This is a genomic window from Shinella daejeonensis (assembly GCF_024281235.1).
Lineage (GTDB): Bacteria > Pseudomonadota > Alphaproteobacteria > Rhizobiales > Rhizobiaceae > Shinella > Shinella daejeonensis.
On record NZ_JAHWXY010000017.1, the window covers coordinates 1 to 22,580 of the forward strand.

General features: G+C 65.9%; 20 protein-coding genes. 15 read left to right on the top strand and 5 right to left on the bottom strand.

Annotated elements, in window-relative coordinates; genetic code table 11:
• Positions 1-441 precede the first annotated feature (441 nt).
• From KYK29_RS21375 to KYK29_RS21405, 7 genes are all read left to right on the top strand, one after another.
• Entirely contained in the window at positions 442-1,071 is a 630-nt protein-coding gene (locus tag KYK29_RS21375) for a DNA-3-methyladenine glycosylase I (protein WP_254692906.1), read from the top strand.
• Positions 1,072-1,245: 174 nt separating this feature from the next.
• Positions 1,246-1,443, top strand: coding sequence for a hypothetical protein (locus KYK29_RS21380; protein ID WP_254692907.1), 198 nt, complete (start codon positions 1,246-1,248; stop codon positions 1,441-1,443).
• A gap of 144 nt (positions 1,444-1,587) precedes the next feature.
• Positions 1,588-3,102, top strand: coding sequence for a histidine--tRNA ligase (gene hisS / locus KYK29_RS21385; protein WP_254692908.1), 1,515 nt, complete (start codon positions 1,588-1,590; stop codon positions 3,100-3,102).
• Positions 3,103-3,132: 30 nt separating this feature from the next.
• Positions 3,133-4,266 (top strand): ATP phosphoribosyltransferase regulatory subunit, encoded by a 1,134-nt coding sequence (locus KYK29_RS21390; protein WP_254692909.1) that lies wholly within the window; start codon positions 3,133-3,135, stop codon positions 4,264-4,266.
• Positions 4,263-4,955 (top strand): ATP phosphoribosyltransferase, encoded by a 693-nt coding sequence (gene hisG / locus KYK29_RS21395; protein ID WP_254692910.1) that lies wholly within the window; start codon positions 4,263-4,265, stop codon positions 4,953-4,955. The genes KYK29_RS21390 and hisG overlap by 4 nt, the downstream gene beginning before the upstream one ends.
• Positions 4,956-5,077: 122 nt before the next feature.
• Positions 5,078-5,785, top strand: a complete 708-nt coding sequence (locus KYK29_RS21400; RefSeq protein ID WP_254692911.1) for a glutathione binding-like protein — start codon at positions 5,078-5,080, stop codon at positions 5,783-5,785.
• A gap of 85 nt (positions 5,786-5,870) precedes the next feature.
• Complete coding sequence (locus KYK29_RS21405) at positions 5,871-7,088, top strand: NAD(P)/FAD-dependent oxidoreductase (protein ID WP_254692912.1); 1,218 nt, start codon at positions 5,871-5,873, stop codon at positions 7,086-7,088.
• A gap of 95 nt (positions 7,089-7,183) precedes the next feature.
• Here KYK29_RS21405 and KYK29_RS21410 read toward each other — a convergent pair whose 3' ends face one another.
• From KYK29_RS21410 to groES, 3 genes are all read right to left on the bottom strand, one after another.
• On the bottom strand, positions 7,184-7,630 hold the full coding sequence (locus KYK29_RS21410) for a hypothetical protein (RefSeq protein ID WP_254692913.1): 447 nt from the start codon (positions 7,628-7,630) through the stop codon (positions 7,184-7,186).
• A gap of 570 nt (positions 7,631-8,200) precedes the next feature.
• On the bottom strand, positions 8,201-9,841 hold the full coding sequence (gene groL, locus KYK29_RS21415; RefSeq protein ID WP_254692914.1) for a chaperonin GroEL: 1,641 nt from the start codon (positions 9,839-9,841) through the stop codon (positions 8,201-8,203).
• 75 nt (positions 9,842-9,916) lie between these two features.
• Positions 9,917-10,213, bottom strand: a complete 297-nt coding sequence (groES, locus tag KYK29_RS21420) for a co-chaperone GroES (RefSeq protein ID WP_254692915.1) — start codon at positions 10,211-10,213, stop codon at positions 9,917-9,919.
• Positions 10,214-10,516: 303 nt separating this feature from the next.
• Between groES and KYK29_RS21425 the strand changes: the two genes are divergently transcribed.
• The 5 genes from KYK29_RS21425 (at position 10,517) to KYK29_RS21445 (ending at position 16,849) form a co-directional block, all read left to right on the top strand.
• Positions 10,517-11,365 carry a TIGR01459 family HAD-type hydrolase gene (locus KYK29_RS21425; protein WP_254692916.1) on the top strand — a complete coding sequence of 283 codons (849 nt, stop codon included), beginning with the start codon at positions 10,517-10,519 and terminating at the stop codon, positions 11,363-11,365.
• 18 nt (positions 11,366-11,383) lie between these two features.
• A complete protein-coding gene (locus KYK29_RS21430) occupies positions 11,384-12,364 on the top strand; it encodes a bifunctional riboflavin kinase/FAD synthetase (RefSeq protein ID WP_254692917.1) in 981 nt (326 codons plus the stop codon).
• A 286-nt stretch (positions 12,365-12,650) separates the two neighbouring features.
• Positions 12,651-15,566: an isoleucine--tRNA ligase gene (gene ileS, locus KYK29_RS21435; RefSeq protein WP_254692918.1), complete on the top strand. Its 2,916-nt coding sequence runs from the start codon at positions 12,651-12,653 to the stop codon at positions 15,564-15,566.
• 175 nt (positions 15,567-15,741) lie between these two features.
• Positions 15,742-16,359, top strand: coding sequence for a hypothetical protein (locus tag KYK29_RS21440; protein ID WP_254692946.1), 618 nt, complete (start codon positions 15,742-15,744; stop codon positions 16,357-16,359).
• Between the two features lie 7 nt (positions 16,360-16,366).
• Positions 16,367-16,849: a GNAT family N-acetyltransferase gene (locus KYK29_RS21445; RefSeq protein ID WP_254692919.1), complete on the top strand. Its 483-nt coding sequence runs from the start codon at positions 16,367-16,369 to the stop codon at positions 16,847-16,849.
• A 6-nt stretch (positions 16,850-16,855) separates the two neighbouring features.
• Here KYK29_RS21445 and KYK29_RS21450 read toward each other — a convergent pair whose 3' ends face one another.
• Entirely contained in the window at positions 16,856-17,308 is a 453-nt protein-coding gene (locus tag KYK29_RS21450) for a nucleoside deaminase (protein ID WP_254692920.1), read from the bottom strand.
• A gap of 70 nt (positions 17,309-17,378) precedes the next feature.
• Here KYK29_RS21450 and KYK29_RS21455 point away from each other — a divergent pair, with 70 nt between their 5' ends.
• The 3 genes from KYK29_RS21455 (at position 17,379) to KYK29_RS21465 (ending at position 20,698) form a co-directional block, all read left to right on the top strand.
• On the top strand, positions 17,379-19,184 hold the full coding sequence (locus tag KYK29_RS21455; RefSeq protein WP_254692921.1) for a pseudouridine synthase: 1,806 nt from the start codon (positions 17,379-17,381) through the stop codon (positions 19,182-19,184).
• Between the two features lie 6 nt (positions 19,185-19,190).
• Complete coding sequence (gene rsmD, locus KYK29_RS21460) at positions 19,191-19,751, top strand: 16S rRNA (guanine(966)-N(2))-methyltransferase RsmD (RefSeq protein ID WP_254692922.1); 561 nt, start codon at positions 19,191-19,193, stop codon at positions 19,749-19,751.
• Positions 19,752-19,837: 86 nt separating this feature from the next.
• On the top strand, positions 19,838-20,698 hold the full coding sequence (locus KYK29_RS21465; protein WP_254692923.1) for a patatin-like phospholipase family protein: 861 nt from the start codon (positions 19,838-19,840) through the stop codon (positions 20,696-20,698).
• A gap of 3 nt (positions 20,699-20,701) precedes the next feature.
• Here the strand turns inward: KYK29_RS21465 and KYK29_RS21470 are convergent, their stop codons facing one another.
• Positions 20,702-22,495 carry a monovalent cation:proton antiporter-2 (CPA2) family protein gene (locus KYK29_RS21470; protein WP_254692924.1) on the bottom strand — a complete coding sequence of 598 codons (1,794 nt, stop codon included), beginning with the start codon at positions 22,493-22,495 and terminating at the stop codon, positions 20,702-20,704.
• Positions 22,496-22,580: the final 85 nt, after the last annotated feature.

The window sequence follows — 22,580 nt, forward strand, 5'->3', positions numbered from 1 at the left end:
CCGGGGCCTCGCGCCGGAGGACCCGCCGCTGCTGCACCGGCGGGCGCTCCACCGCGCGCCGCGGTGCGACCGCCGGCCGGACGCCCTGGCCGGTGAGTTGCATCACCCAGGGCGCGGTGAGGTCCGGGCTGACGATGACCGGAGGACGGCTCATGTATCGGTCGTTCGCATGGACCGCGGTCGCGGCGCACAGAATGGTCGTGGCAAGGAGAAAGCGTATCGACATCGGACGTACTCGCTACTGATCGTCGCTGGGTTGCGCCGTGAAGACGACGGACGGCGCGGTTCGGAAAAATGCTTGCACCCTTCGCGCAAGCGAAAGGTAAACGCCGGCGTGTGCGGCGGGAATCGGCCGGATAAAGCTTCCGGTAGGGTTATTACCGGCTTTCCAAAACTGGTTGACATATGGTAAATGCGAACAAAACGGAAACGGAGAAGGCCATGGCCGGGCAGGGGCTGTTGACGGGCGAGGACGGGCGTGACCGCTGCAAGTGGCACGGCAATCTCGACGATTATCGCCGTTATCACGACGAGGAATGGGGCCGGCCGGTGACGGACGATCGCCGCCTGTTCGAGAAGATCTGCCTGGAGGGGTTCCAGTCGGGACTGTCCTGGCTGACGATCCTGCGCAAGCGCGAGGGGTTCCGCGCCGCCTTTGCCGGTTTCGACTTCGACCGCGTCTCTCTCTTCGGAGAAGAGGACATCGCCCGTTGCCTTGCCGATCCCGGCATCGTGCGTCACCGCGGCAAGATCGTCTCGACGATCAACAACGCCCGCCGCGCGCAGGCGCTGCGCGACGAATTCGGCTCGCTCGCCCGTTATTTCTGGGGCTTCGAGCCGCAGCCGGAGGAACGCCCCGCCCGCTGCGACTGGGAGACGCTCGCCGCCATGGCGACGACGCCCGCGTCCATCCGCCTTTCGAAGGACCTGAAGAAGCGCGGCTGGACGTTCGTCGGCCCCACCACCGTTTATGCGTTCATGCAGGCGATGGGCCTGGTCAACGATCACGTCGAGGGCTGCTGCTTTCGCGCGGAAGTGGAGCGCGCCCGCGGCCTGTTTACACGCCCCTGACGGTTGGCGGGAGTGCCGGCGGTTTCAGTTCGGGGCGAATCATGTAACCTGCGGTTAGGCAGCGGAAGCGTTGTAGGGGTAATCGCAACCGGCTTCGTGCTCGTGGTTTGCGGCGCGCCGTGTGATGCTCGATGATTTGGCACGGGGGTGAGGATGCCAGGCGAAGCCTTATCTATGGACGCGTCCATAGAACACTGGGCCTGCGACAGGGCGCAGACGATCATGCTGGAGGAGGGGTTCCGGCTGATCCATTCCGCCCGCAGTGGCACGCCCGGAGACATCCGGGAGACGAGCCTGCGGATGGCGCGGGCCATCGCCGCCTCGCTCGTCGAGGCGCGGGAATCGTCCCGTCCGCGGCAGATGAGAGAGTGATCCCCCGTTTGCAGTGATATCGCGGCTGCCGCATCCAGGCGGCATGCGTCGCCGCCGCATTCAGGCGGCATGCGCCCTTGCCGCCATCGGCCCAATCCGCTAGGGAAACCCGCACAAGAACCCACAGGAATTCCGGGTATCCCGATGAGCGAAAAGCAGAAAAAACCGCACAAGCTGAAGGCGCGCCTGCCGCGCGGCTTCATCGACCGAGATGCCGCCGACATCCGCGCCGTCAACGCGATGACGGCGCGCATTCGCGAGGTCTACGAGCGCTACGGCTTCGATCCGGTCGAGACCCCGCTTTTCGAATATACCGATGCGCTCGGAAAATTCCTGCCCGACAGCGACCGCCCCAACGAGGGCGTCTTCTCGTTGCAGGACGACGACGAGCAGTGGTTGAGCCTGCGCTACGACCTGACGGCGCCGCTTGCCCGCCATGTCGCCGAGAATTTCAACGAGATCCAGCTTCCCTACCGCACCTATCGCGCCGGCTATGTCTTCCGCAACGAGAAGCCGGGACCGGGCCGCTTCCGCCAGTTCATGCAGTTCGACGCCGATACGGTCGGGGCCGCGGGCGTCCAGGCCGACGCCGAAATGTGCATGATGATGGCCGATACGATGGAGGCGCTCGGCATCGCGCGTGGCGACTACGTCATCCGGGTCAACAACCGCAAGGTCCTCGATGGCGTCATGGAGGCCATCGGTCTTGGCGGCGAAGCCGATGCGAACGCCCGCCTCACCGTGTTGCGCGCCATCGACAAGCTGGACAAGTTCGGCCCGGAAGGCGTGCGCCTGCTGCTCGGCGAAGGCCGCAAGGACGAGTCCGGCGATGTCACCAAGGGGGCGGGTCTTGCCGCCGACCAGATCGAGAAGGTGCTGTTCTTCGTCGGCATCACGGATTACGCGGCGAGCATGGCCGACCTCGTGAAACTGGTCGAAGCCAGCGCGCGCGGGGTCGAGGGCGTGGAGGAACTGAACCGGATCGCCCATCTCGTGACGTCCGCCGGCTATGGCCCGGACCGCATCAGGATCGATCCCTCGGTCGTGCGCGGGCTGGAATATTATACCGGCCCGGTGTTCGAGGCGGAACTGCAATTTGCCGTCACCAACGAGAAGGGCGAGAAGGTGGTCTTCGGCTCGGTCGGCGGCGGCGGGCGCTACGATGGCCTCGTTTCCCGCTTCATGGGCCAGCCGGTGCCGGCGACGGGCTTTTCCATCGGCGTCTCGCGGCTGATGACGGCGCTCAAGAACCTCGGCAAACTGGGGCAGGAGGACATCGTCGCGCCGGTGATCGTCTGCGTCATGGACCGCGATGCCGAAAGCCTCGGCCGCTACCAGCGCTTTACGCAGGACCTGCGCAATGCGGGCATCCGCGCGGAGATGTATCAGGGCAATCCGAAAAACTTCGGCAACCAGCTCAAATACGCCGACCGGCGCGGCGCGCCGCTCGCGGTCATCCAGGGCGGCAACGAGCGGGCCGAGGGAATCGTGCAGATCAAGGATCTGATCGAAGGCAAGCGTCTTTCGTCGGAGATCGAGGACAATGCCGCCTGGCGCGAGGCGCGCGTGGCGCAGGTCTCGGTGCCGGAAGGCGATCTCGTCGCCAAGGTGCGCGCCATGCTGGCCCAGCAGGCGGAGGATCGGGCGCGCGATGCCTGACGCATGGATGACCCGCCGGGAGCCGTCCCCATGCCGCTGACCGGTCTTCCACCTTTCGCCGCCGGCCTCGTCGCCGATTTCGAGCGGCTCGGCGCGGAGCGTGTCGACACACCGGTCATCCAGCCGGCCGAGCCCTTCCTCGACATGGCGGGCGAGGACCTGCGCCGCCGCATTTTCATGACGGAGAGCGAAACGGGCAAGAGCCTGTGCCTGCGCCCGGAATTCACCATTCCCGTCTGCATGCGCCATATCGAGACGGCGGCCGGAACGCCGAAGCGCTACGCCTATCTCGGCGAGGTCTTCCGCCAGCGCCGCGATGGCGCAAACGAGTTCTATCAGGCCGGCATCGAGGATCTCGGCGATCCCGACGTCGCCCGCGCCGATGCGCGCGCCATCCATGATGCGTGTCTGGCGCTTTCCGGCTGCCTTCCGGGCGTCGAGCTTTCCGTGACGCTCGGCGACCAGTCGGTCTTCGAGGCGGTCGTGGCCGCCTGCGGCCTGCCGGGCGGCTGGCAGAAGCGGCTGGTGCATGCTTTCGGCAACCAGTCGCGGCTGGCGCGGCTGATCGACGATCTGTCCTCGCCCGGGCCTTCCGGCGTCTTCGGCCCGGAGGTCGACCGCCTCGCCATTCTCGGCAAGCTTGACGACGAGGCGAAGCTCGTCGCGCATATCGAGGAAACCATGGCGGCGACGGGCTATTCCTCCGACACCGGCCGCAGCCCGGTGGAGATCGCCCGCCGGCTGCGCGAGAAGATCGAGCTTTCCAACACCCGTCTCGGCGGCGATACGCTCGGCCCGCTTGCCGAATTCCTGGCGCTGGAGACCGGCCTTGCCGAAGCGCCCGCGGCGCTCGCCGCTTTCGCCGCCCGGAGCGGGCTTGCCCTTGACGGCGCGCTCGGCCGCTTCGGGCGCCGCGTCGATGCGCTGGTGGCCGCCGGCGTCGATCCGGCGGGCATCCGTTATCGCGCGGCCTTCGGCCGGCCGCTCGATTATTATACCGGCCTCGTCTTCGAGATCGCGCCGGCCGGCGTTTCCTCGGTGCTGGCCGGCGGCGGCCGCTTCGACCGGCTCATGACGCTGCTCGGCGCGCGCGAACGCATCCCCGCCGTCGGCTTTTCGCTCTGGCTCGATCGCATCGAGGCGGTGAAGGGAGCTTCCGCATGATCACCATCGGCCTGCCTTCCAAGGGGCGAATGAAGGACGAGGCCTCCGCCATCCTGGCGCGCGCCGGCCTGCCGGTCGCCGCCGTCGGCAACGACCGCTCCTATCGCGGCCGCGTCGAGGGGCGCGAGGATATCGAGATCGCCTTTCTCTCGGCTTCCGAAATCTCCCGCGAGATCGGCAACGGCACGGTCGATTTCGGGGTCACCGGCGAGGATCTGGTGCGCGAGGGCATGGCGGAGGCGGATGCGCGCGTCGAGTTCTGCGCCCGGCTCGGTTTCGGTCATGCGGATGTGGTGGTCGCGGTGCCGGAAATCTGGCTCGATGTCGACACCATGGCCGATCTTGGCGATGTCGCCGCCGATTTCCGCGCCCGTCACGGCCGCCGCCTCACCATCGCCACGAAATACTGGCGGCTGACGCAGCAGTTCTTCTCCGGCAATCACGGCATCCAGCTCTATCGTATCGTCGAAAGCCTCGGCGCGACCGAGGGCGCCCCGGCGTCCGGCTCGGCCGACATCATCGTCGACATCACCTCCACGGGCTCGACGCTTGCAGCCAACCACCTGAAAATCCTGACGGACGGGGTGATCCTCAGGTCGCAGGCCTGCCTCGTTCGCGCCCGCAAGCCGGAGCATGAGGGCGATCCGGCCGTGGCGGAGATTATAGAGCGGGTGCGGCGGGTGGCCTGAACGCCGGCAGGCCCGGCCATTGCGTTATCCGCCTTCCAGGAAACGGCCGGGAAATTTCCGGCCCCATCTGCCATCGCCGGAAAAACTGTCCTATCTATAGGCTCCCTTAAAAGGAGTTCTCCATGGCGGACCTGTCATCCTTCCCCATCACCAAGAAGTGGCCGGCGAAAAATCCCGACGTCATCCAGCTTTATTCCCTCGCGACGCCGAACGGCGTCAAGGTGTCGATCGCGCTGGAGGAACTGGGTCTGCCCTATGAGGCGCATTATGTCGATTTCGGCGAGAATGAGCAGAAGTCGCCGGAGTTCGTTTCGCTCAATCCGAATGGCCGCATTCCTGCGCTCATCGATCCGGACGGCCCCGGCGGCAAGCCGATCGGCTTGTTCGAATCGGGGGCGATCCTGATCTATCTGGCGGAGAAGACCGGAAAGCTCCTTCCGGCCGATGCCGCCGCCCGATACGAGACGCTCTGCTGGGTGATGTTCCAGATGGGAGGCGTCGGGCCGATGTTCGGCCAGTTCGGCCATTTCTATAAATTTGCCGCGGACAAGGTCGCCAACAATTCCTATCCGATGGAACGCTATCGCGACGAGACGAAACGCCTTCTGTCCGTGTTGGAAGAGCGCCTGAAGGACCGCCGGTGGATCATGGGCGAAGAGCACACCATTGCCGATATCGCGCTTTATCCGTGGGTGCGCGGCGCGGATGTCTTCTACGGCGGCCGCGAGGTCCTCGACTATGCGGGCTTCCCGGCGGTCATGGCCTGGCTGGAGCGCTGCCTCGCCCGGCCGGCGGCAATCCGCGGGCTGGAGGTTCCCTCGAAGGGTTGACGCAAATACGGCAGTTAACGACGCAGGCCGGATTGACCTCCGGCTCGCCGCAACGCAACCTCTGGCGAAACGGAACGGAGCCATCGTGAGCGAAAGACTGGTTGTTGCGGGCGGCGGTCAGGCCGCATTTGCGCTTGTCGCCAAATTGCGGGCGCTTGGGGACAGACGCCCGATCACTCTCGTCTCCTCGGAGGCGACCCATCCCTATCAGCGTCCGCCGCTCTCCAAGAAATACCTGCTCGGCGAGGCGGATCTGGAGCGGCTGAAATTCCGCCCTGAAAGCTGGTATGCGGAAAACGACGTGGAGGTGCGGCTTTCGACCGAGGTCGTGTCGATCGATCGCGCCGGCAGGACGGTGGCGCTGAGCGACGGATCCACGCTTTCCTATGGCTGTCTGGCGCTGGCCACCGGCGCGACGCCGCGCCGCCTGCCGGCGGCGATCGGCGGCGATCTCGAAGGCGTCTTCACGGTGCGGGATTATCTCGACGCCGATCGTCTGGGCATCGAGATGCGGGAGGGGCGACGGGCGCTCGTCGTCGGCGGCGGCTATATCGGCCTCGAGGCCGCCGCCGTCGCGCGGGGGCGGGGGCTTCATGTGACGGTCATCGAGATGGCCGACCGTATTCTTGCGCGCGTCGCCTCGCCGGCCACCGCCACGATCCTGAAGGCGATTCATATCGCGCGCGGCGTCGACGTGCGGGAAAAGACGGGCCTTGTCCGGCTTGTCGGGGAAAACGGCCGGGTGACCGGTGCCGAACTGACGGACGGTTTCGTTCTGCCCGTCGATCTGGTCATCGCCGGCATCGGCGTGACGGCGAACGACGGTCTGGCGCGCGCGGCGGGGCTGGAGGTGGATAATGGCATCGTCGTCGACGCCCATGCCCGCACCTCCGATCCCGCAATCTTCGCCATGGGCGACTGCACCGTTCTGCCTTTCGGCGAGGCGCGCGTGCGCATCGAGTCGGTTCAAAATGCCGTCGATCAGGCGGAAGCGGCAGCGGCGGTGATCGCCGGAGGCGATGCGCCTTATGAGCCGAAGCCCTGGTTCTGGTCGGATCAATACGACGTGAAACTCCAGATCGCCGGCTTCTGCATGGGTTTCGACGATACGCTCGTGCGGCCCGGTCAGCGGGAAGGCAGCGTCTCGGTATGGTATTTCCGTGACCACCGCCTGATCGCCGTGGATGCGGTCAACGACGCCAAGGCCTATGTGGTCGGCAAGAAACTGATCGAGATGGGCCGCACGCCCGAGCGGGCCGTGCTGGCGGACCCGGCATCCGATCTCAAGGCGCTGACGGCGTGATCGTCCGGTTGCGCGGGTAAGCGGCCGGCGTCGATTGCCCGGTTCCGGTTCTCGCAGGGACGGTAGAACGGCTTCGCACTTTTGCCGGAAAGGCGCTATTGCCGCCGCAGCGGCCCGCCGGGGTTTGCGAGCTGGAAGCGGGGAAAGGCGAACAGGCCGGTCAGCGATCCGGCGTAATTGTCCTCGAGCCCGGTCGATTCCCCGATACAGAAGACCGGCTGGCGCGGGACGCCGTCGAGATGAATGGTGGTGGAGAAGCAGAACGACGAGGAGGCGGTCGCCGCCTGCTCGAACAGGTCGAGCAGATTGTTGCGATCCGCCGTCTCGTAACAGCGGATGAGATTCAGCAGGCCACAGGCGCGTTCGTCGAGGCCGTGGGCCCGGGCGGTGCATTCGCCCAGCATGAAGACCCCGTTGGCGAGGTCGCCCGTCCAGCGCTCTGCGATGCAATATTGCGCCAGAAGCTCGTTTCCGGTCTCGCTCCCGTCGAGCGAGCCGGGCAGGAATGGCGACGACAAATCCGTCTTGACGATCTTGAACACCTGTTCCCCCCTCAGGGTATTTTGTCCACGGCTCGTCGGCTCCATCCGCACGCTGTACGGACAGGTCGCCTCAAGCCGCTTTCGCAGGATTGAACCGCTCCGGTCAAACCGTGCCCGAAGGATCGGCAGCCCGGATGTGTGACATGCATGAGAATGCCGCCGCCGAACCGATCCAGCCGGTCTGGCCCGTCGCATCTGTCGAAGATTGATGAAGCTGTGTCCGCCCCCACGACCGGCGTCCCCGACGCCCGCCGCTCTACACTCGCTTTCCCGTCCCCTTGAAATCCCGTGTGAATCTTAATGTTCACTTGAAAGCGCCTTATAGGGGCTTTTGTTCCCGCGGCAACGGTCCTGGGTAAGAAAATGTCTGCGCGCGGCCAATTCGCAACGGTGCGGCAAGGCCGGAATGACAAAAGGGCGGCCCGAAGACCGCCCTTTCCGAATAGAACCGATGTCGGACCCGAAGGTCTTACATCATGTCCATGCCGCCAGTTCAGCGCGCTTGACGCGCTGAACCGCTTTGACTGCATGGGGATGCTCGATGGTCATGCTGCGATAGGCTTTCGCCTATCACATCATGTCCATGCCACCCATGCCGCCCATGCCGCCCGGCATGCCGCCAGGGGCATCCTTCTTCGGCAGTTCGGCGATCATGGCTTCCGTCGTGATCAGCAGCGAGGCGACCGAAGCGGCGTTCTGGAGCGCCGTGCGGACAACCTTGACCGGGTCGACGATGCCGAGCTGGATCAGGTCGCCATATTCACCGGTCTGGGCGTTGTAGCCGTAGTTGTCTTCGTTCTTGTCGAGGATCTTGCCGACGACGATGGAGGCTTCGTCACCAGCGTTGTCCGCGATCTGGCGAACGAGCGACTGGAGCGCCTTGCGGACGATGTTGACGCCGGCGTCCTGATCGTCGTTTTCGCCCTTGGAGGCGATCTTGACGGAGGAGCGCAGGAGCGCAACGCCGCCGCCCGGTACGATGCCTTCCTGAACGGCAGCGCGCGTCGCGTTGAGGGCGTCGTCGATGCGGTCCTTCTTTTCCTTCACTTCGACTTCCGTGGAGCCGCCGACGCGGATGACGGCAACGCCGCCAGCGAGCTTGGCGAGACGCTCCTGAAGCTTCTCACGGTCGTAGTCCGAGGTGGTTTCCTCGATCTGCGCCTTGATCTGGGCGACGCGGCCTTCGATTTCGGCCTTCTGGCCGGCGCCGTCGACGATCGTCGTGTTCTCCTTGGAGATCGACACCTTCTTGGCCTTGCCGAGCATGTCGAGCGTGACGTTCTCGAGCTTGATGCCGAGGTCCTCGGAGATCACCGTGCCGCCCGTCAGGATGGCGAGGTCTTCGAGCATGGCCTTGCGGCGGTCGCCGAAGCCCGGAGCCTTGACGGCAGCGATCTTCAGGCCGCCGCGCAGCTTGTTGACGACGAGCGTTGCAAGGGCTTCGCCTTCGACGTCTTCAGCGATGATGACCAGCGGCTTGCCGCTCTGGACGACGGCTTCGAGAACCGGGAGCATCGCCTGGAGGTTCGAGAGCTTCTTCTCGTGCAGGAGAATGTAAGCGTCTTCGAGATCGGCGATCATCTTTTCCGGGTTGGTCACGAAGTAGGGCGACAGGTAGCCGCGGTCAAACTGCATGCCTTCGACGACTTCGAGTTCGGTTTCGGCGGTCTTGGCTTCTTCAACCGTGATGACGCCTTCGTTGCCGACCTTCTGCATGGCTTCGGCAATGTCGAGACCGACCTGCTTGTCGCCGTTTGCGGAGATCGTGCCGACCTGGGCGACTTCTTCCGAGGTGTTGATCTTCTTGGCCTTGGCCTGGAGATCCTTGACGACTTCGGCGACGGCGAGATCGATGCCGCGCTTCAGGTCCATCGGGTTCATGCCGGCGGCAACGGCCTTGTGGCCTTCGCGAACGATGGCCTGGGCCAGAACGGTTGCCGTCGTCGTGCCGTCGCCGGCGATGTCGTTGGTCTTGGAAGCGACCTCACGGACGAGCTGGGCGCCCATGTTCTCGAACTTGTCTTCCAGTTCGATTTCCTTGGCGACGGAAACGCCGTCCTTGGTGATGCGCGGAGCGCCGAACGACTTGTCGATGACGACGTTGCGGCCCTTGGGGCCGAGCGTTACCTTGACGGCGTCTGCGAGAACGTCGACGCCGTGCAGCATCTTTTCACGCGCGCTGCGGCCGAACTTGACTTCTTTGGCTGCCATTTTTCAAAACTCCTGGTTTCGAAACGCCGGAGAGACCGGCTTATTGAAGGGAAAGGTAGGGAGGTTGGCGGCGGATCAGCCGATGACGCCCATGATGTCGGCTTCCTTCATGATCAGAAGGTCTTCGCCGTCGAGCTTGACTTCGGTGCCGGACCACTTGCCGAACAGGATGCGGTCGCCGACCTTGACGTCGAGAGCGACGACCTTGCCGCTTTCGTCACGCGCGCCCGAGCCGACGGCGACGATTTCGCCTTCCTGCGGCTTTTCCTTGGCGGTGTCCGGGATGATGATGCCGCCCTTGGTCTTTTCTTCGGATTCGACGCGACGTACGACGACGCGATCGTGAAGCGGACGGAAGTTGGTGCTTGCCATTGTCTAATCCCTCGATCAAATGACATTGCGGATCCGCGATGGATCCGTTGGAATGGTGTTAGCACTCAGAGCTGTCGAGTGCTAGCGAATGGGAAATAGGATCTGGGAAAGAGCGAGTCAAGGACGGCCGTCTGAAAATATTTCGTCCCGAACGGTCATGGCTTTCCTTCAGATGGGGTTCCGGCCGCCGCCGGTCAAGTCCGCGCAAGCCCGCCGCCGGCGGCAAAATCCGGCGCGAAAGGCTTGTATTCTCGCGCCGCCTTTGCGATGTCAGCCGGGCTCGATTTTTCACGGGAACGGCAGATGACGCAACGCATTCAATCCTTCGATGAAATCACCCGGCATTATGATGCGGTGCTCTGTGATGTCTGGGGTGTCCTCCACAACGGCGTCGAGGCTTTCGCGGCGGCCTCCGAGGCGCTGGCCGCGGCCCGGGCCGCCGGGCTTGCCGTCGTCCTCATCACCAATTCGCCCCGTCCCCATCCCGGCGTGAAGGCGCAGATCCGGGGCCTCGGCGTTCTGGACGCCGCCTATGACCGGATCGTCACCTCCGGCGATGTGACGCGGTCGCTGATCGCCGCCGGCCCGAGGAAGATCCATTTCATCGGTACGGAACGCGATCGGGCGCTGCTCGACGGGCTCGATGTCGAGCCGGTCGCGCCGGAGGCGGCGGAAATCATCGTCTGTGCGGGCCTGCGTGAAGACGAGATCGAGACGGCGGAAGATTATCGCGGCGAGTTGACGCCGCTTGCCGCGCGGGGGCTGCCCCTGATCTGCGCCAATCCCGATCTCGTCGTCGAGCGCGGCCACAAGATCGTGCCCTGCGCCGGTGCGATCGCGGTTCTTTACGAACAAATCGGCGGAACGACGCGGATCGCCGGAAAGCCCCATCGCCCGATCTACGAGAGGTCGCTGGCCGAGGTGCGGGCGGTGCGGGGCGACGTCGCCCTAAATCGCATCGTGGCGATCGGCGACGGCATGCCGACGGACATCCGCGGCGCCGAAGCGGCGGGCCTCGACGTCGTCTATATATCGGGCGGTATCCACGCGGCGGAATATGTCGTCGACGGGCGAACCGACGAGGCGCGCCTTTCGGCGTTCCTCGCGCGCGAGAATGCGTCGCCGAAATGGTGGATGCCCCGGTTGCAGTGACCGGACGGAGACGTTCCAATGACCGTATTCCACCGGAACGCGACGAAGGGGCCTTTGCCGGAGCATCTGCGCGGCGGCGTGATCGCCATCGGCAATTTCGACGGCGTGCACCGCGGCCATCAGACCGTGCTGCAACGGGCGCTGGACATTGCGGCCGAGCGCGGCGCACCCGCGCTCGTACTGACCTTCGAGCCGCATCCGCGCACCGTCTTCCGTCCGCAGACGCCCGTTTTCCGCCTGACGCCCGCGCCGTTGAAGGCGCGCATCCTCGAAGGCATGGGGTTTTCCGCGGTCATCGAATACCCCTTCGACCGGTCCTTCTCGGAGCTGTCGGCCGCCGGCTTCATCCGCGCGGTGCTGCTCGACTGGCTGCATGGCTCGCAGGTGGTCACCGGCTTCGATTTCCATTTCGGCAAGGGCCGGGAGGGCGGTCCGGCCTTCCTGATGGCGGCCGGCGAGGATAACGGCTTCGGCGTGACGCTGGTCGACGCCTTTCGCGACGAAAACGCGTCCGTCATTTCCTCCAGCTTCATCCGCAAGCTGGTCGGCGAGGGGGCGGTCGCCGAGGCGGCGGGCCAGCTCGGCTACCGTTATACCGTCGAGGCCGAGGTCATCGGCGGCAAGCGGCTTGGCCGCACCCTGGGGTATCCGACGGCCAATATGCAGCTTCCGCCGGAAACGGAACTGCGCAACGGGATCTACGCCGTGCGTTTCCGCCGACCCGATGGCAGCCATTATGACGGCGTCGCCAGCTACGGCCGCCGGCCGACGGTCACGTCGAACGGAGCCCCCTTGCTCGAAACCTTCCTTTTCGACTTTTCCGGGGATCTCTACGGCGAAGTCGCTGCCGTTTCCTTCTTCGGGCACCTGCGCGACGAACTGAAATTCGACGGTCTCGATGCGCTTGTCGTGCAGATGAAGCGCGACGAGGAGGAGGCAAGGACGCTGCTTTCCGGCGTCAGGCCGCTCGGCGGCCTCGACCGGCGCCTCTGTTTCTGACCGCAAACGGTGTTGCCGTCTTTTCAAAGCGGCGAAAAACCCGTAAGACCGCGCCATGATGCTCGACCGGCTGACCATCGATCCGCGAATTATCGGCCCGGCCTTCCGCGCGCTCTGAGCGAGGCCGGAAGGTCCGGGATGATGGACGTTCCGGAAACGTCCCCGCCGTCAGTGAAAGCATTTTCAGGAAAAGTGTGAAGCGGTTTTCCGTCCGGAAATGCGAAAAGAAAATTGACCCTGTTTTCCGCCTGCGCGGCGACCGCGCGATGAGACGATAGCCATACCCATGACCGAAACGCCCGAAAAAGTCGATTATTCCTCCACCCTCTACCTGCCGCAGACGGACTTTCCGATGCGCGCCGGCCTGCCGCAGAAGGAGCCGGAGACGGTCGCCCGCTGGCAGAAGATGGGCCTTTACAAGCAGCTGCGCGCCTCGGCCGCCGGCCGCGAGAAATTCGTGCTGCACGACGGCCCGCCCTATGCCAATGGCAACATCCATATCGGCCATGCGCTGAACAAGATCCTGAAGGACGTCATCACCCGCTCCTTCCAGATGCGCGGCCGCGATGCCAATTACGTGCCCGGCTGGGATTGCCACGGCCTGCCGATCGAATGGAAGATCGAGGAGAAATACCGCGAGAAGGGCAAGAACAAGGACGAGGTTCCGGTCAACGAATTCCGCCGGGAATGCCGCGACTTCGCCGCCGAATGGATCCAGATCCAGACGCAGGAGTTCAAGCGCCTCGGCATCGAGGGCGACTTCGACAATCCCTATACGACGATGAACTTCCACGCCGAAGCCCGCATCGCCGGCGAACTCCTGAAGATCGCCAGATCCGGCCAGCTCTACCGCGGCTCCAAGCCGATCATGTGGTCGGTGGTCGAGCGCACGGCGCTGGCCGAGGCGGAAGTCGAATATCAGGACTACGAAAGCGACACGATCTGGGTGAAGTTCCCGGTCGTGGAGGGCGGGGACGACCTCAAGGGCAATTTCATCGTCATCTGGACCACCACGCCCTGGACGATCCCCGGCAACCGCGCCATCGCTTTTTCGTCGCGCTATGCCTATGGCCTCTATGAGGTGACGGCGGCGGAAAACGCCTTTGGCCCGCAGCCGGGCGAAAAGCTGGTCTTCGCCAAGCGGCTTGCCGATGACTGCGCGGCCAAGGCCAAGGTGACGCTCGCGCTCCTGCGCGATCTCGATCCGTCGGAGCTTGACGGCGTCACCTGCGATCATCCGCTGAAGGGTTTTGGCGGCGGCTACGATTTCAAGGTTCCGCTTCTCGACGGTGACCACGTCACCGACGACGCCGGCACCGGCTTCGTGCACACCGCCCCCGGCCATGGCCGCGAGGACTTCGACGCCTGGATGGCCGAGGCCCGCAATCTGGAGGCGCGGGGCATCTCCTCGAAGATCCCCTTCACCGTCGACGACGCCGGTTTCTATACCGCCGACGCGCCCGGCTTCGGCCCGGATCGCGACGGCGGCGCGGCGCGGGTGATCGACGACAAGGGCAAGAAGGGCGACGCCAACGATGCGGTCATCAAGGCGCTGATCGCCGCCGACCGCCTCTTCGCGCGCGGCCGGCTGAAGCACACCTACCCCCATTCCTGGCGCTCCAAGAAGCCGGTGATCTTCCGCAATACGCCGCAATGGTTCGTCTATATGGACAAGGACCTTTCGGACGGGACGACGCTGCGCACGCGCGCGCTCGCCGCCATCGACGACACCCGCTTCGTGCCGTCCGCCGGCCAGAACCGGCTGCGCGCCATGATCGAGAGCCGCCCCGACTGGGTGCTGTCGCGCCAGCGCGCCTGGGGCGTGCCCATCGCCATCTTCGCCGACGAGAAGGGCGAGATCCTCGTGGACGAGGCGGTCAACGCCCGCATCCTCGAAGCCTTCGAGCAGGAAGGGGCCGACGCCTGGTTTGCGGAGGGGGCGAAAGAACGCTTCCTCGGCGGAAATCACGATGCCGATCGCTGGCATCAGGTCATGGACATCCTCGACGTCTGGTTCGATTCAGGCTCGACCCACACCTTCACCCTCGAAGACCGCCCGGACCTGAAGTGGCCGGCCGACGTCTATCTCGAAGGCTCCGACCAGCATCGCGGCTGGTTCCATTCCTCGCTTCTCGAAAGCTGCGCCACGCGCGGCCGCGCGCCCTATGACGCCGTCGTCACCCATGGCTTCACCATGGACGAGAAGGGCGAGAAGATGTCGAAGTCGAAGGGCAATGTCGTCTCGCCGCAGGACGTGATGAAGGAATCGGGCGCCGATATCCTCAGGCTCTGGGTGATGACCACCGACTATTGGGAAGACCAGCGGCTCGGCAAGACGATCATCCAGACCAATATCGACGCCTACCGGAAGCTTCGCAACACCGTCCGCTGGATGCTCGGCACGCTCGCCCATGACACGGGAGAGGATGTCCCCCACGCCGACCTGCCGGAACTGGAACGGCTGATGCTGCACCGGCTGTTCGAACTCGACGCGCAGGTGCGCGAAGGTTACGACGCCTTCGACTTCAAGAAGATCGCCCGCGCGCTGATCGATTTCTCGAATGTCGAACTGTCGGCCTTCTATTTCGACGTGCGCAAGGATGCGCTTTACTGCGACGCGCCGTCCTCGCTCAAGCGCCGCGCGGCGCTTTCGACGATCCGCAGGATCTTCGAATGCCTCGTCACCTGGCTGGCGCCGATGCTGCCCTTCACCATGGAGGAGGCATGGCTGTCCCGGAAGCCCGAGGCGGTTTCCGTGCATCTGGAACAGTTCCCGGCGGTTCCCGCCGAATGGCGCAACGATGCGCTTCAGGCGAAATGGGAGAAAATCCGCGACGTCCGTTCGGTCGTCACCGGCGCGCTGGAGATCGAGCGGCGCGAGAAGCGCATCGGCGCTTCGCTGGAAGCCGCCCCGGTCGTCCATATCGCCGATCCGGAACTGATCGCGGCCCTCGAAGGCGAGGATTTCGCGGAAATCTGCATCACCTCGGCGATCACGGTCGTTGCCGGCGACGGTCCGGCCACGGCCTTCCGTCTGGCCGATGTGGCGAAGGTCTCCGTCGAGCCGAAGCTTGCCGAAGGCCGCAAATGCGCCCGCTCCTGGCGTATCACGACGGATATCGGTTCCGATCCGGACTATCCGGACGTCTCGGCGCGGGACGCCGCGGCGCTGCGTGAACTCGGTTTCCGGCGCGCTGCCTGACGGCGGCCGCCTGTTGACGGCCGGGATTTTTCGGACCCCGGCCGCCGCCGGACGAATTGCGCTTGCGTCCGGCATCCGCTATTGCTGCCTGAAAATGGTCGGAATTTTCCGCCATGGGACGGCGTTCCCGCTCCCTGTGGAGCATGGTTGCGCCGGCCCAGCTGGAAGGATGTTCATCGGAATGACGCGGAATTATCGAGTGCATGGCGGGCTTCTCGGTCTGATCGGCGGCGGGATGCTCCTGACCGGCTGCATGGGGCCGACCTATGGCACCGGCAAGACGGCGGGCGAACAATTGGTCGAGGATATCGGCAGCATCGCCAGCATTGCGCCGGACAACACCGAGGCCCGCAAGATCAAATACCAGCCGCGCGGCTCGCTGGTGGTGCCGAAGACCACGGAGACCGCGCTTGTCGCGCCGCAGCCCTCGCTTGCCGACAAGGACAACGGCCAATGGGTCGAAGGCCCGGAGGAAATGCGCGAGCGCCTGCGCGCGGAGGCGACCGCCAATCAGGACGACCCGAGCTACCGTTCGCCGCTGATCACCCAGCATGCGACGGGGCGCAAGCTTTCGGCCGCCGAACAGCAGCAGGCCTATCGCGATGCGCGCAAGTTGCAGATGGGGACCTATTCGGACAAACGCCGCTACCTGAGCGATCCGCCGCTGGACTATCGCCGTCTCGCCGAGGAAGATCAGGCCAATCTCGGCGAACCCGAGAAGGACAAGGAGCGTCGCCGCAGGAAGGAAGCGCAGGCAGAAGCCAAGGGCGGCTCCAAGTGGTGGCCTTTCTGAGCGCTCCATGACCTATAGCATCCGCCCGGCGACGGCCGGGGACGCCGCCACGATCCTGCGGTTCATCCGCGAACTGGCGGATTACGAAAAGGCGCTGCATGAGGTCGAGGCGACGGAAGCGACCGTCACCGCCTCGCTGTTCGGCCCGGATTCCGTGACGCGCGCGGTGATCTGCGAAGCGGCGGACGGCGCGCCGGCGGGTTTCGCCGTCTGGTTCAAGACCTATTCCACCTGGCAGGCGAAGAACGGCCTCTATCTGGAGGATCTCTATGTGACGCCGGCCCATCGCGGCGCGGGGGTCGGAAAACGCCTGTTGCGCCATCTCGCGCGGATCGCTGTCGCGGAGGGCTGCGGGCGCTTCGAGTGGAGCGTTCTCGACTGGAACACACCGGCCATCCGTGTCTATGATGCTGTCGGCGCCGAGCCGCAGGCGGAGTGGATCCGCTACCGTCTTTCAGGGGAAAAGCTGAGGAACTTCGCGGACGGCTGAGCCCTGTCAGCCCGGCGCGCGCCGTTCCCTGAAGAAGGCCTTGAGGATTTCGGCCGCCGCCATGCCGTCGATACCGGAATAGACGTCGGGCGCGTGATGGCAGGCAGGTTGCGCGAAGAAGCGCACGCCGTTGTCGACCGCGCCGCCTTTCGGATCCTCCGCGCCATAATAAAGCCTGCGGATGCGGGCGAAGGATATGGCGGCGGCGCACATGGTGCAGGGTTCCAGCGTCACATAGAGGTCCGCGCCGGAAAGACGCTCCCGGCCGAGTTCGCGCGCGGCGGCGCGGATGACGGCGATCTCGGCATGTGCGGTGACGTCGTTATCCTCGCGGGTGCGGTTTCCCGCGCGCGCCACGACGCGGCCGTCGAGCACCAGCGCCGCGCCGATCGGCACTTCGTCGCGCAATCCGGCTGCGCGGGCTTCGGCAAGCGCGATCTCCATGAAGCGATTTGTCATGGCCGGCACGAATTCCTCTTAACCCCGGACGCCTGACCTGATAGGACACGGCAAAACGCAGGCAGCACAAATGACATCCAAAGACAAGCCAAAACGGCCGGGCGGCAAGCCCTCGGGCCGGGATCACAAGCCGCGCGGCGCTTCGGCCGCGCCCGGCAAGAAGCCCTTTTCGGGCGCAAAACCCGCCGCGGCCAGGAATGGCGAGCGGACGGGCAAGCCGTTTTCCGGCAAGCCCGCGGCCGGCCGTGGCGAGAAAGCCGAAAGGCCCGCTCCCGCGGCGGCCGGCGGCGATGCCGCGCTTGCGCCCGAACGCATCTCCAAGCTACTCGCCCGCGCGGGCATCGCCTCGCGCCGCGATATCGAGCGGATGATCATGGAGGGGCGTGTCAGCCTCAACGGCAAGATCCTGGAGACGCCGGTCGTCAACGCGACCTTCGCCGACCAGATCGAAGTGGACGGCGAGCGTATTCGCGGCATCGAGCGCACCCGCCTCTGGCTCTATCACAAGCCGGCCGGCCTGGTCACCACCAACGCCGATCCGGAGGGTCGCCCGACGGTGTTCGAGAACCTGCCGGAAGACCTGCCGCGGGTGATCTCCATCGGCCGCCTCGACATCAATACCGAAGGCCTGCTGCTGCTCACCAACGACGGCGGGCTTGCCCGCGTCCTGGAACTGCCGACCACCGGCTGGTTGCGCCGCTACCGGGTGCGCGCCCATGGCAAGATCGAACAGGCGCAGCTCGATACGCTGAAGGAGGGCATCGCCGTCGACGGCGTGCTCTACGGCGCGATCGACGCGACGCTCGACAAGGTGCAGGGATCGAACGTCTGGCTGACGCTCGCGCTACGTGAAGGCAAGAACCGCGAGGTCAAGAACGTGCTCGGTTCGCTGGGTCTGGAGGTCAACCGGCTGATCCGGCTTTCCTACGGTCCGTTCCAGCTCGGCGACCTGCCGGAAGGCCAGGCGCAGGAAATCCGTGGCCGGACGCTTCGCGACCAGCTCGGCCCCCGGCTGGTGGAAGAGGCGAAAGCCAATTTCGACGCGCCGCTTTTCGACGGCCCGCAGGCCCTGTCCGAGGAAGAACCCGTCCGCAAGGCGAAGCCGGCCGGAGAGACGGCGGGCCGGGAATGGGGCGGCCCCGCCAGGCGGGCCGACCGCCGCGAGCCCGCGCGTGACCGGCTCGATACGAAGCGCGACGACCGTTTCCCCGCCAAGCGCGGGGAAGGCCGGGATCGCGACGACCGCTTCGAGGATCGTCCAAAGGCGCGGCCGCCCGCTGGTACGCGCAGGTCCAATGTCTGGATGGCGCCCGGTGCGCGCCCGGTCGCCGAACGGAAGGCTGAAGAGGCCGACGGCCCGAAGCGCGAGCCGCGCCTCCGCCCCGAGGGTGCGCCGAAGACGAAGCGTTACGGCCGCACGGCCGAGGGAACCCTGACGAAATCGGCGCGGAAATTCGATCCCGACCACAAGGGGCCGGCGAGGCCCCGCCCGCAAGGCGGCGCCGCGATGCCGCCGCGGGTCTTGAAGACCCGCGACGAGGACGGGGAATGGATCCGCGCCGGCGAACCGGAGCCGCAGAGGGACGAGGGTGGCTTTGGCCGCAAGCGGTCGCCCGGTGGCGAGGGTCGCGGTCCCCGCGATTTCGGCGATCGGCCGCCCCGCAGTGAACGCGCGCCGCGCGCCGAGGGCGAGCGCTCCTTCGGCGACCGTCCGCCGCGCCGCGAGGGCGCAAAGCCGTTCGGAAACTCCGGCAAGCCCTCTGGCGGCCGGCCCGACAAACCCATGGGCGGCAAACCTTCCGGCGGCAAGCCCGGTGGAAGACCCTTCGGCGGCAAGCCGGCCGGGGGCGGCCGTCCGCGCGGGCGGGGCAAGTAACCGGTCGTGCGGATCGTCGGTGGAGAGTTTCGCGGGCGCACGCTTGCCGCGCCGCGCTCGGATGCGATCCGGCCGACCTCCGACCGGACGCGCGAAAGCCTGTTCAACATTCTCGCCCACGCCTATCCCGAAGCGCTGGACGGCGGCCGGGTCCTCGATCTGTTCGCCGGCACCGGCGCGGTGGGGCTTGAGGCCCTGTCGCGCGGCGCGCGCGCGGCGCTGTTCGTGGAACAGGGCGTCGAGGGGCGCGGGCTGCTGCATTCCAATATCGAGGCGCTCGGGGTGATCGGCCGGGCGAAGATTTTTCGCCGCGACGCCACCGCGCTGGGCGGCGTCGGCACGATGGAGCCCTTCGATCTGCTCTTCGCCGATCCGCCCTATGGCAAGGGTCTCGGCGAACGGGCGCTCGATGCGGCGGCGCGTGGCGGCTGGCTCGTCGATGGCGCTCTTGCGATCCTGGAAGAGCGGGCCGATATTCAGCCCGCCGCCATAGACGGTTTCGCCCTGCTTGACGAACGCGGTTTCGGCGATACACGCATGCATTTCTATCGTTACCGGGCCGGCTAGAGCGGGATCCGCCCGGATCGATGAATTCAGGCCGGTTGCCCCGGATTCATCGCGATCCAGAGCCCGTGCCCGAGGCAAGTCCGCCGATGACCGATCTTCCCCGACCCCTCCCGCATTCGAATCCGGCCGTCGCCCTGGCGCTCGGCGGCGGCGGCGCGCGGGGCCTTGCCCATATCCCCGTCATCGAGACGCTCGACGAATACGGCCTGCAGCCGCAGCTTGTCGCCGGCGCGTCCATCGGCGCGCTGATGGGAGCGGCGCTGGCGGCGGGCATGACCGGGGCGGAGATCCGCGATCACACGCTTTCCGTCATCGGCCGCAAGGGCGAGATCCTGAACCGGCTCTGGAGCCTGCGTCCGGCAAGCCTTTCCGGCGTGGTGGCCGGCGGCTTCCGTTTCGGCCAGTTCGATCTTGAACGCATTCTCAGGGTCTTCCTGCCCGAAAGCCTGCCGGAGACATTCGAGGAACTGGCGATCCCGCTCAAGGTGGTGGCCTCTGATTATTACGGGCAATGCGAATGCCTTTGCGAGAGCGGGCCGCTGTTTCCCGCGCTCGCCGCTTCCGCCGCCTTGCCGGCGGTCTTCCTTCCCGTGGCCATCGGCGGCCGCCTGATGATCGACGGCGGGCTGTGGAACCCGGTTCCCTTCGATCATATCGCCGGCCGCGCCGGCATCACCATCGGGGTCGACGTGATCGGCGCGCCCCTGGCCGGCGTCACCGAAACGCCCAACGGGCTCGACACGCTCTATGGCGCCACGCAACTCACCATGCGTTCCATCGTCACGCTGAAGCTGGAGAGGGGGGCTCCCGACATCTTCCTCCAGCCGGATGTCGGGCGCTTCCGGGTGCTCGATTTCCTGAAGGCGAAGGAAATCCTGGTGGCGGCGGAAGCCGTGCGCGACGATCTGCGACGGGCGCTCGATGCGCGCCTTGCCGCCCTCGGCTGAGGGTCAGGCCTCCACCGTTTCGTCGCCGGCGTCCTCCGTCTTGCGCTTCGGCTTGAGCAGCGGTTCGGGCTTGACGGGTTTGGTGTGCAGCATGTCGCGGCCCGCCGACAGCCCCTCGACCGCCTGCAACTGGAGCCGGGCCTCGTCGCGATCCCGGATATCGTCGGCGATGTCGAGCGAATTGTTCTCGCCAAGGCCGAGCGCCTCCAGCACCTTGCGGCCGAACAGCAGGCCGGACTCCAGCGTTTCGCGGATTTCGTACTGCACCCCGCGCTCGCGCAGCGACAGCGTATGGATGCGATCGTAGGAGCGCACGAAAAGATCGGCATTGGGATATTCGGTCCGCACCAGATCGACGATGCGATCCGTCGTGGCCTTGCTGTGCGTGCATATGGCGACGATCTTCGCCCGCTCGATGCCGGCGGCCAGAAGCACGTCCTTGCGCGTGCCGTCGCCGAAATAGATGCGGAAGCCGAAGCTTGCGGCCTGCCGGACGCGCTCGGTCGAATGGTCGATGACAGTGACCTCGCGGCCGCCGGCCAGCAGGATCTGCGCGGCGATCTGGCCGAACCGCGAAAAGCCGATCATCAGCACGTCCGCCCCCGCGCCGTCGAAATCCTCGTCCATTTCCTCGGCTGCCTCCTCGGTGAGGAAAAAGCGGGCGAGCGCTGCGGAGATGGGGGTGAGCGCCATCGAAACCGTGACGATGGCGACCAGCAGCGAGGCGGTGCTTCCGGAAAAGATGCCGGCGGCGGCCGCCGCCGTGAACAGCACGAAGCCGAATTCGCCGCCTTGCGGCAAGAGCAGGGCGATGCGCACGGCATCATTGTGCGGCGAGCCCGTCAGCCGGCTGAGCCCGTAGATGATCAGGCTCTTGGCGAGCATCATCGCCGGCGTGGCGATGAGGATGACCGGCCAGCCGGAGAAGATGACGTCGATATGCAGCGACAGGCCGACCGCCATGAAGAACAGGCCGAGCAGGATGCCGCGAAACGGTTCCACATCGGCCTGCAATTCATGGCGGTAGGAGGAATCGGCGAGCAGCACGCCGGCGAGAAAGGCTCCCATGGCCATGGAGAGCCCGGCCATCTGCAACAGGTTCGCCGCCGCCAGCACCACGAACAGCGCGGCCGCGATCATCGCCTCGCGCGCGCCGGTGCGGGCGATCACCTGGAACAGCGGATTGAGCAGGTAGCGGCCGGCGACCAGCAGGGCGGTGATGGCGCCGACGGCCACCGCGAAGTCCTCCAGGGCGGTTGTCGGGTCCTCCGGTGACTGGTGGGCGAGAAGCGGGATCACCGCGAGCAGCGGCACGATGGCGAGATCCTGAAAGAGCAGCAGCGAGAAGGCGCGCTGGCCGTAGCGCGTGTTGGTGTCGCCGTTCTCGTCGAGGATCTGTAGCGCGAAGGCGGTGGAGGAAAGCGCCAGCCCGAAGCCGACGATCAGCGCGCCGGCCCAGTCGACGAGGCCCGTCAAAAGCGCCAGCCCGGCAAGCCCGGTTCCGGTCACGGCGACCTGTGCCGCCCCGACGCCGAAAATGTCGCGGCGCATCGCCCACAGGCGCGAGGGCTTCAGCTCCAGCCCGATCAGGAACAGCAGGAAGACGACGCCGAGTTCGGCCACATGCAGCAGTTCCTCGCCGTCGCGGATCTGGTGCAGCAGCGGGCCGATCACCACGCCGGCGGCAAGATAGCCGAGAATCGTGCCGAGCCCCAGCCGCTTGAAAAGCGGCGCGGCCAGAAGCGCGCCGCCCAGCATGAGGAGGACTTCGTAATAGGAACTGTGTGTATAGGTCATACGAAAGAATATCCCCCCGGCGGCGAAACAGGCAAATCGGCGTGACCGCCCTTGATGCCCGTGCCGGCGCACAATAAATGGGGCA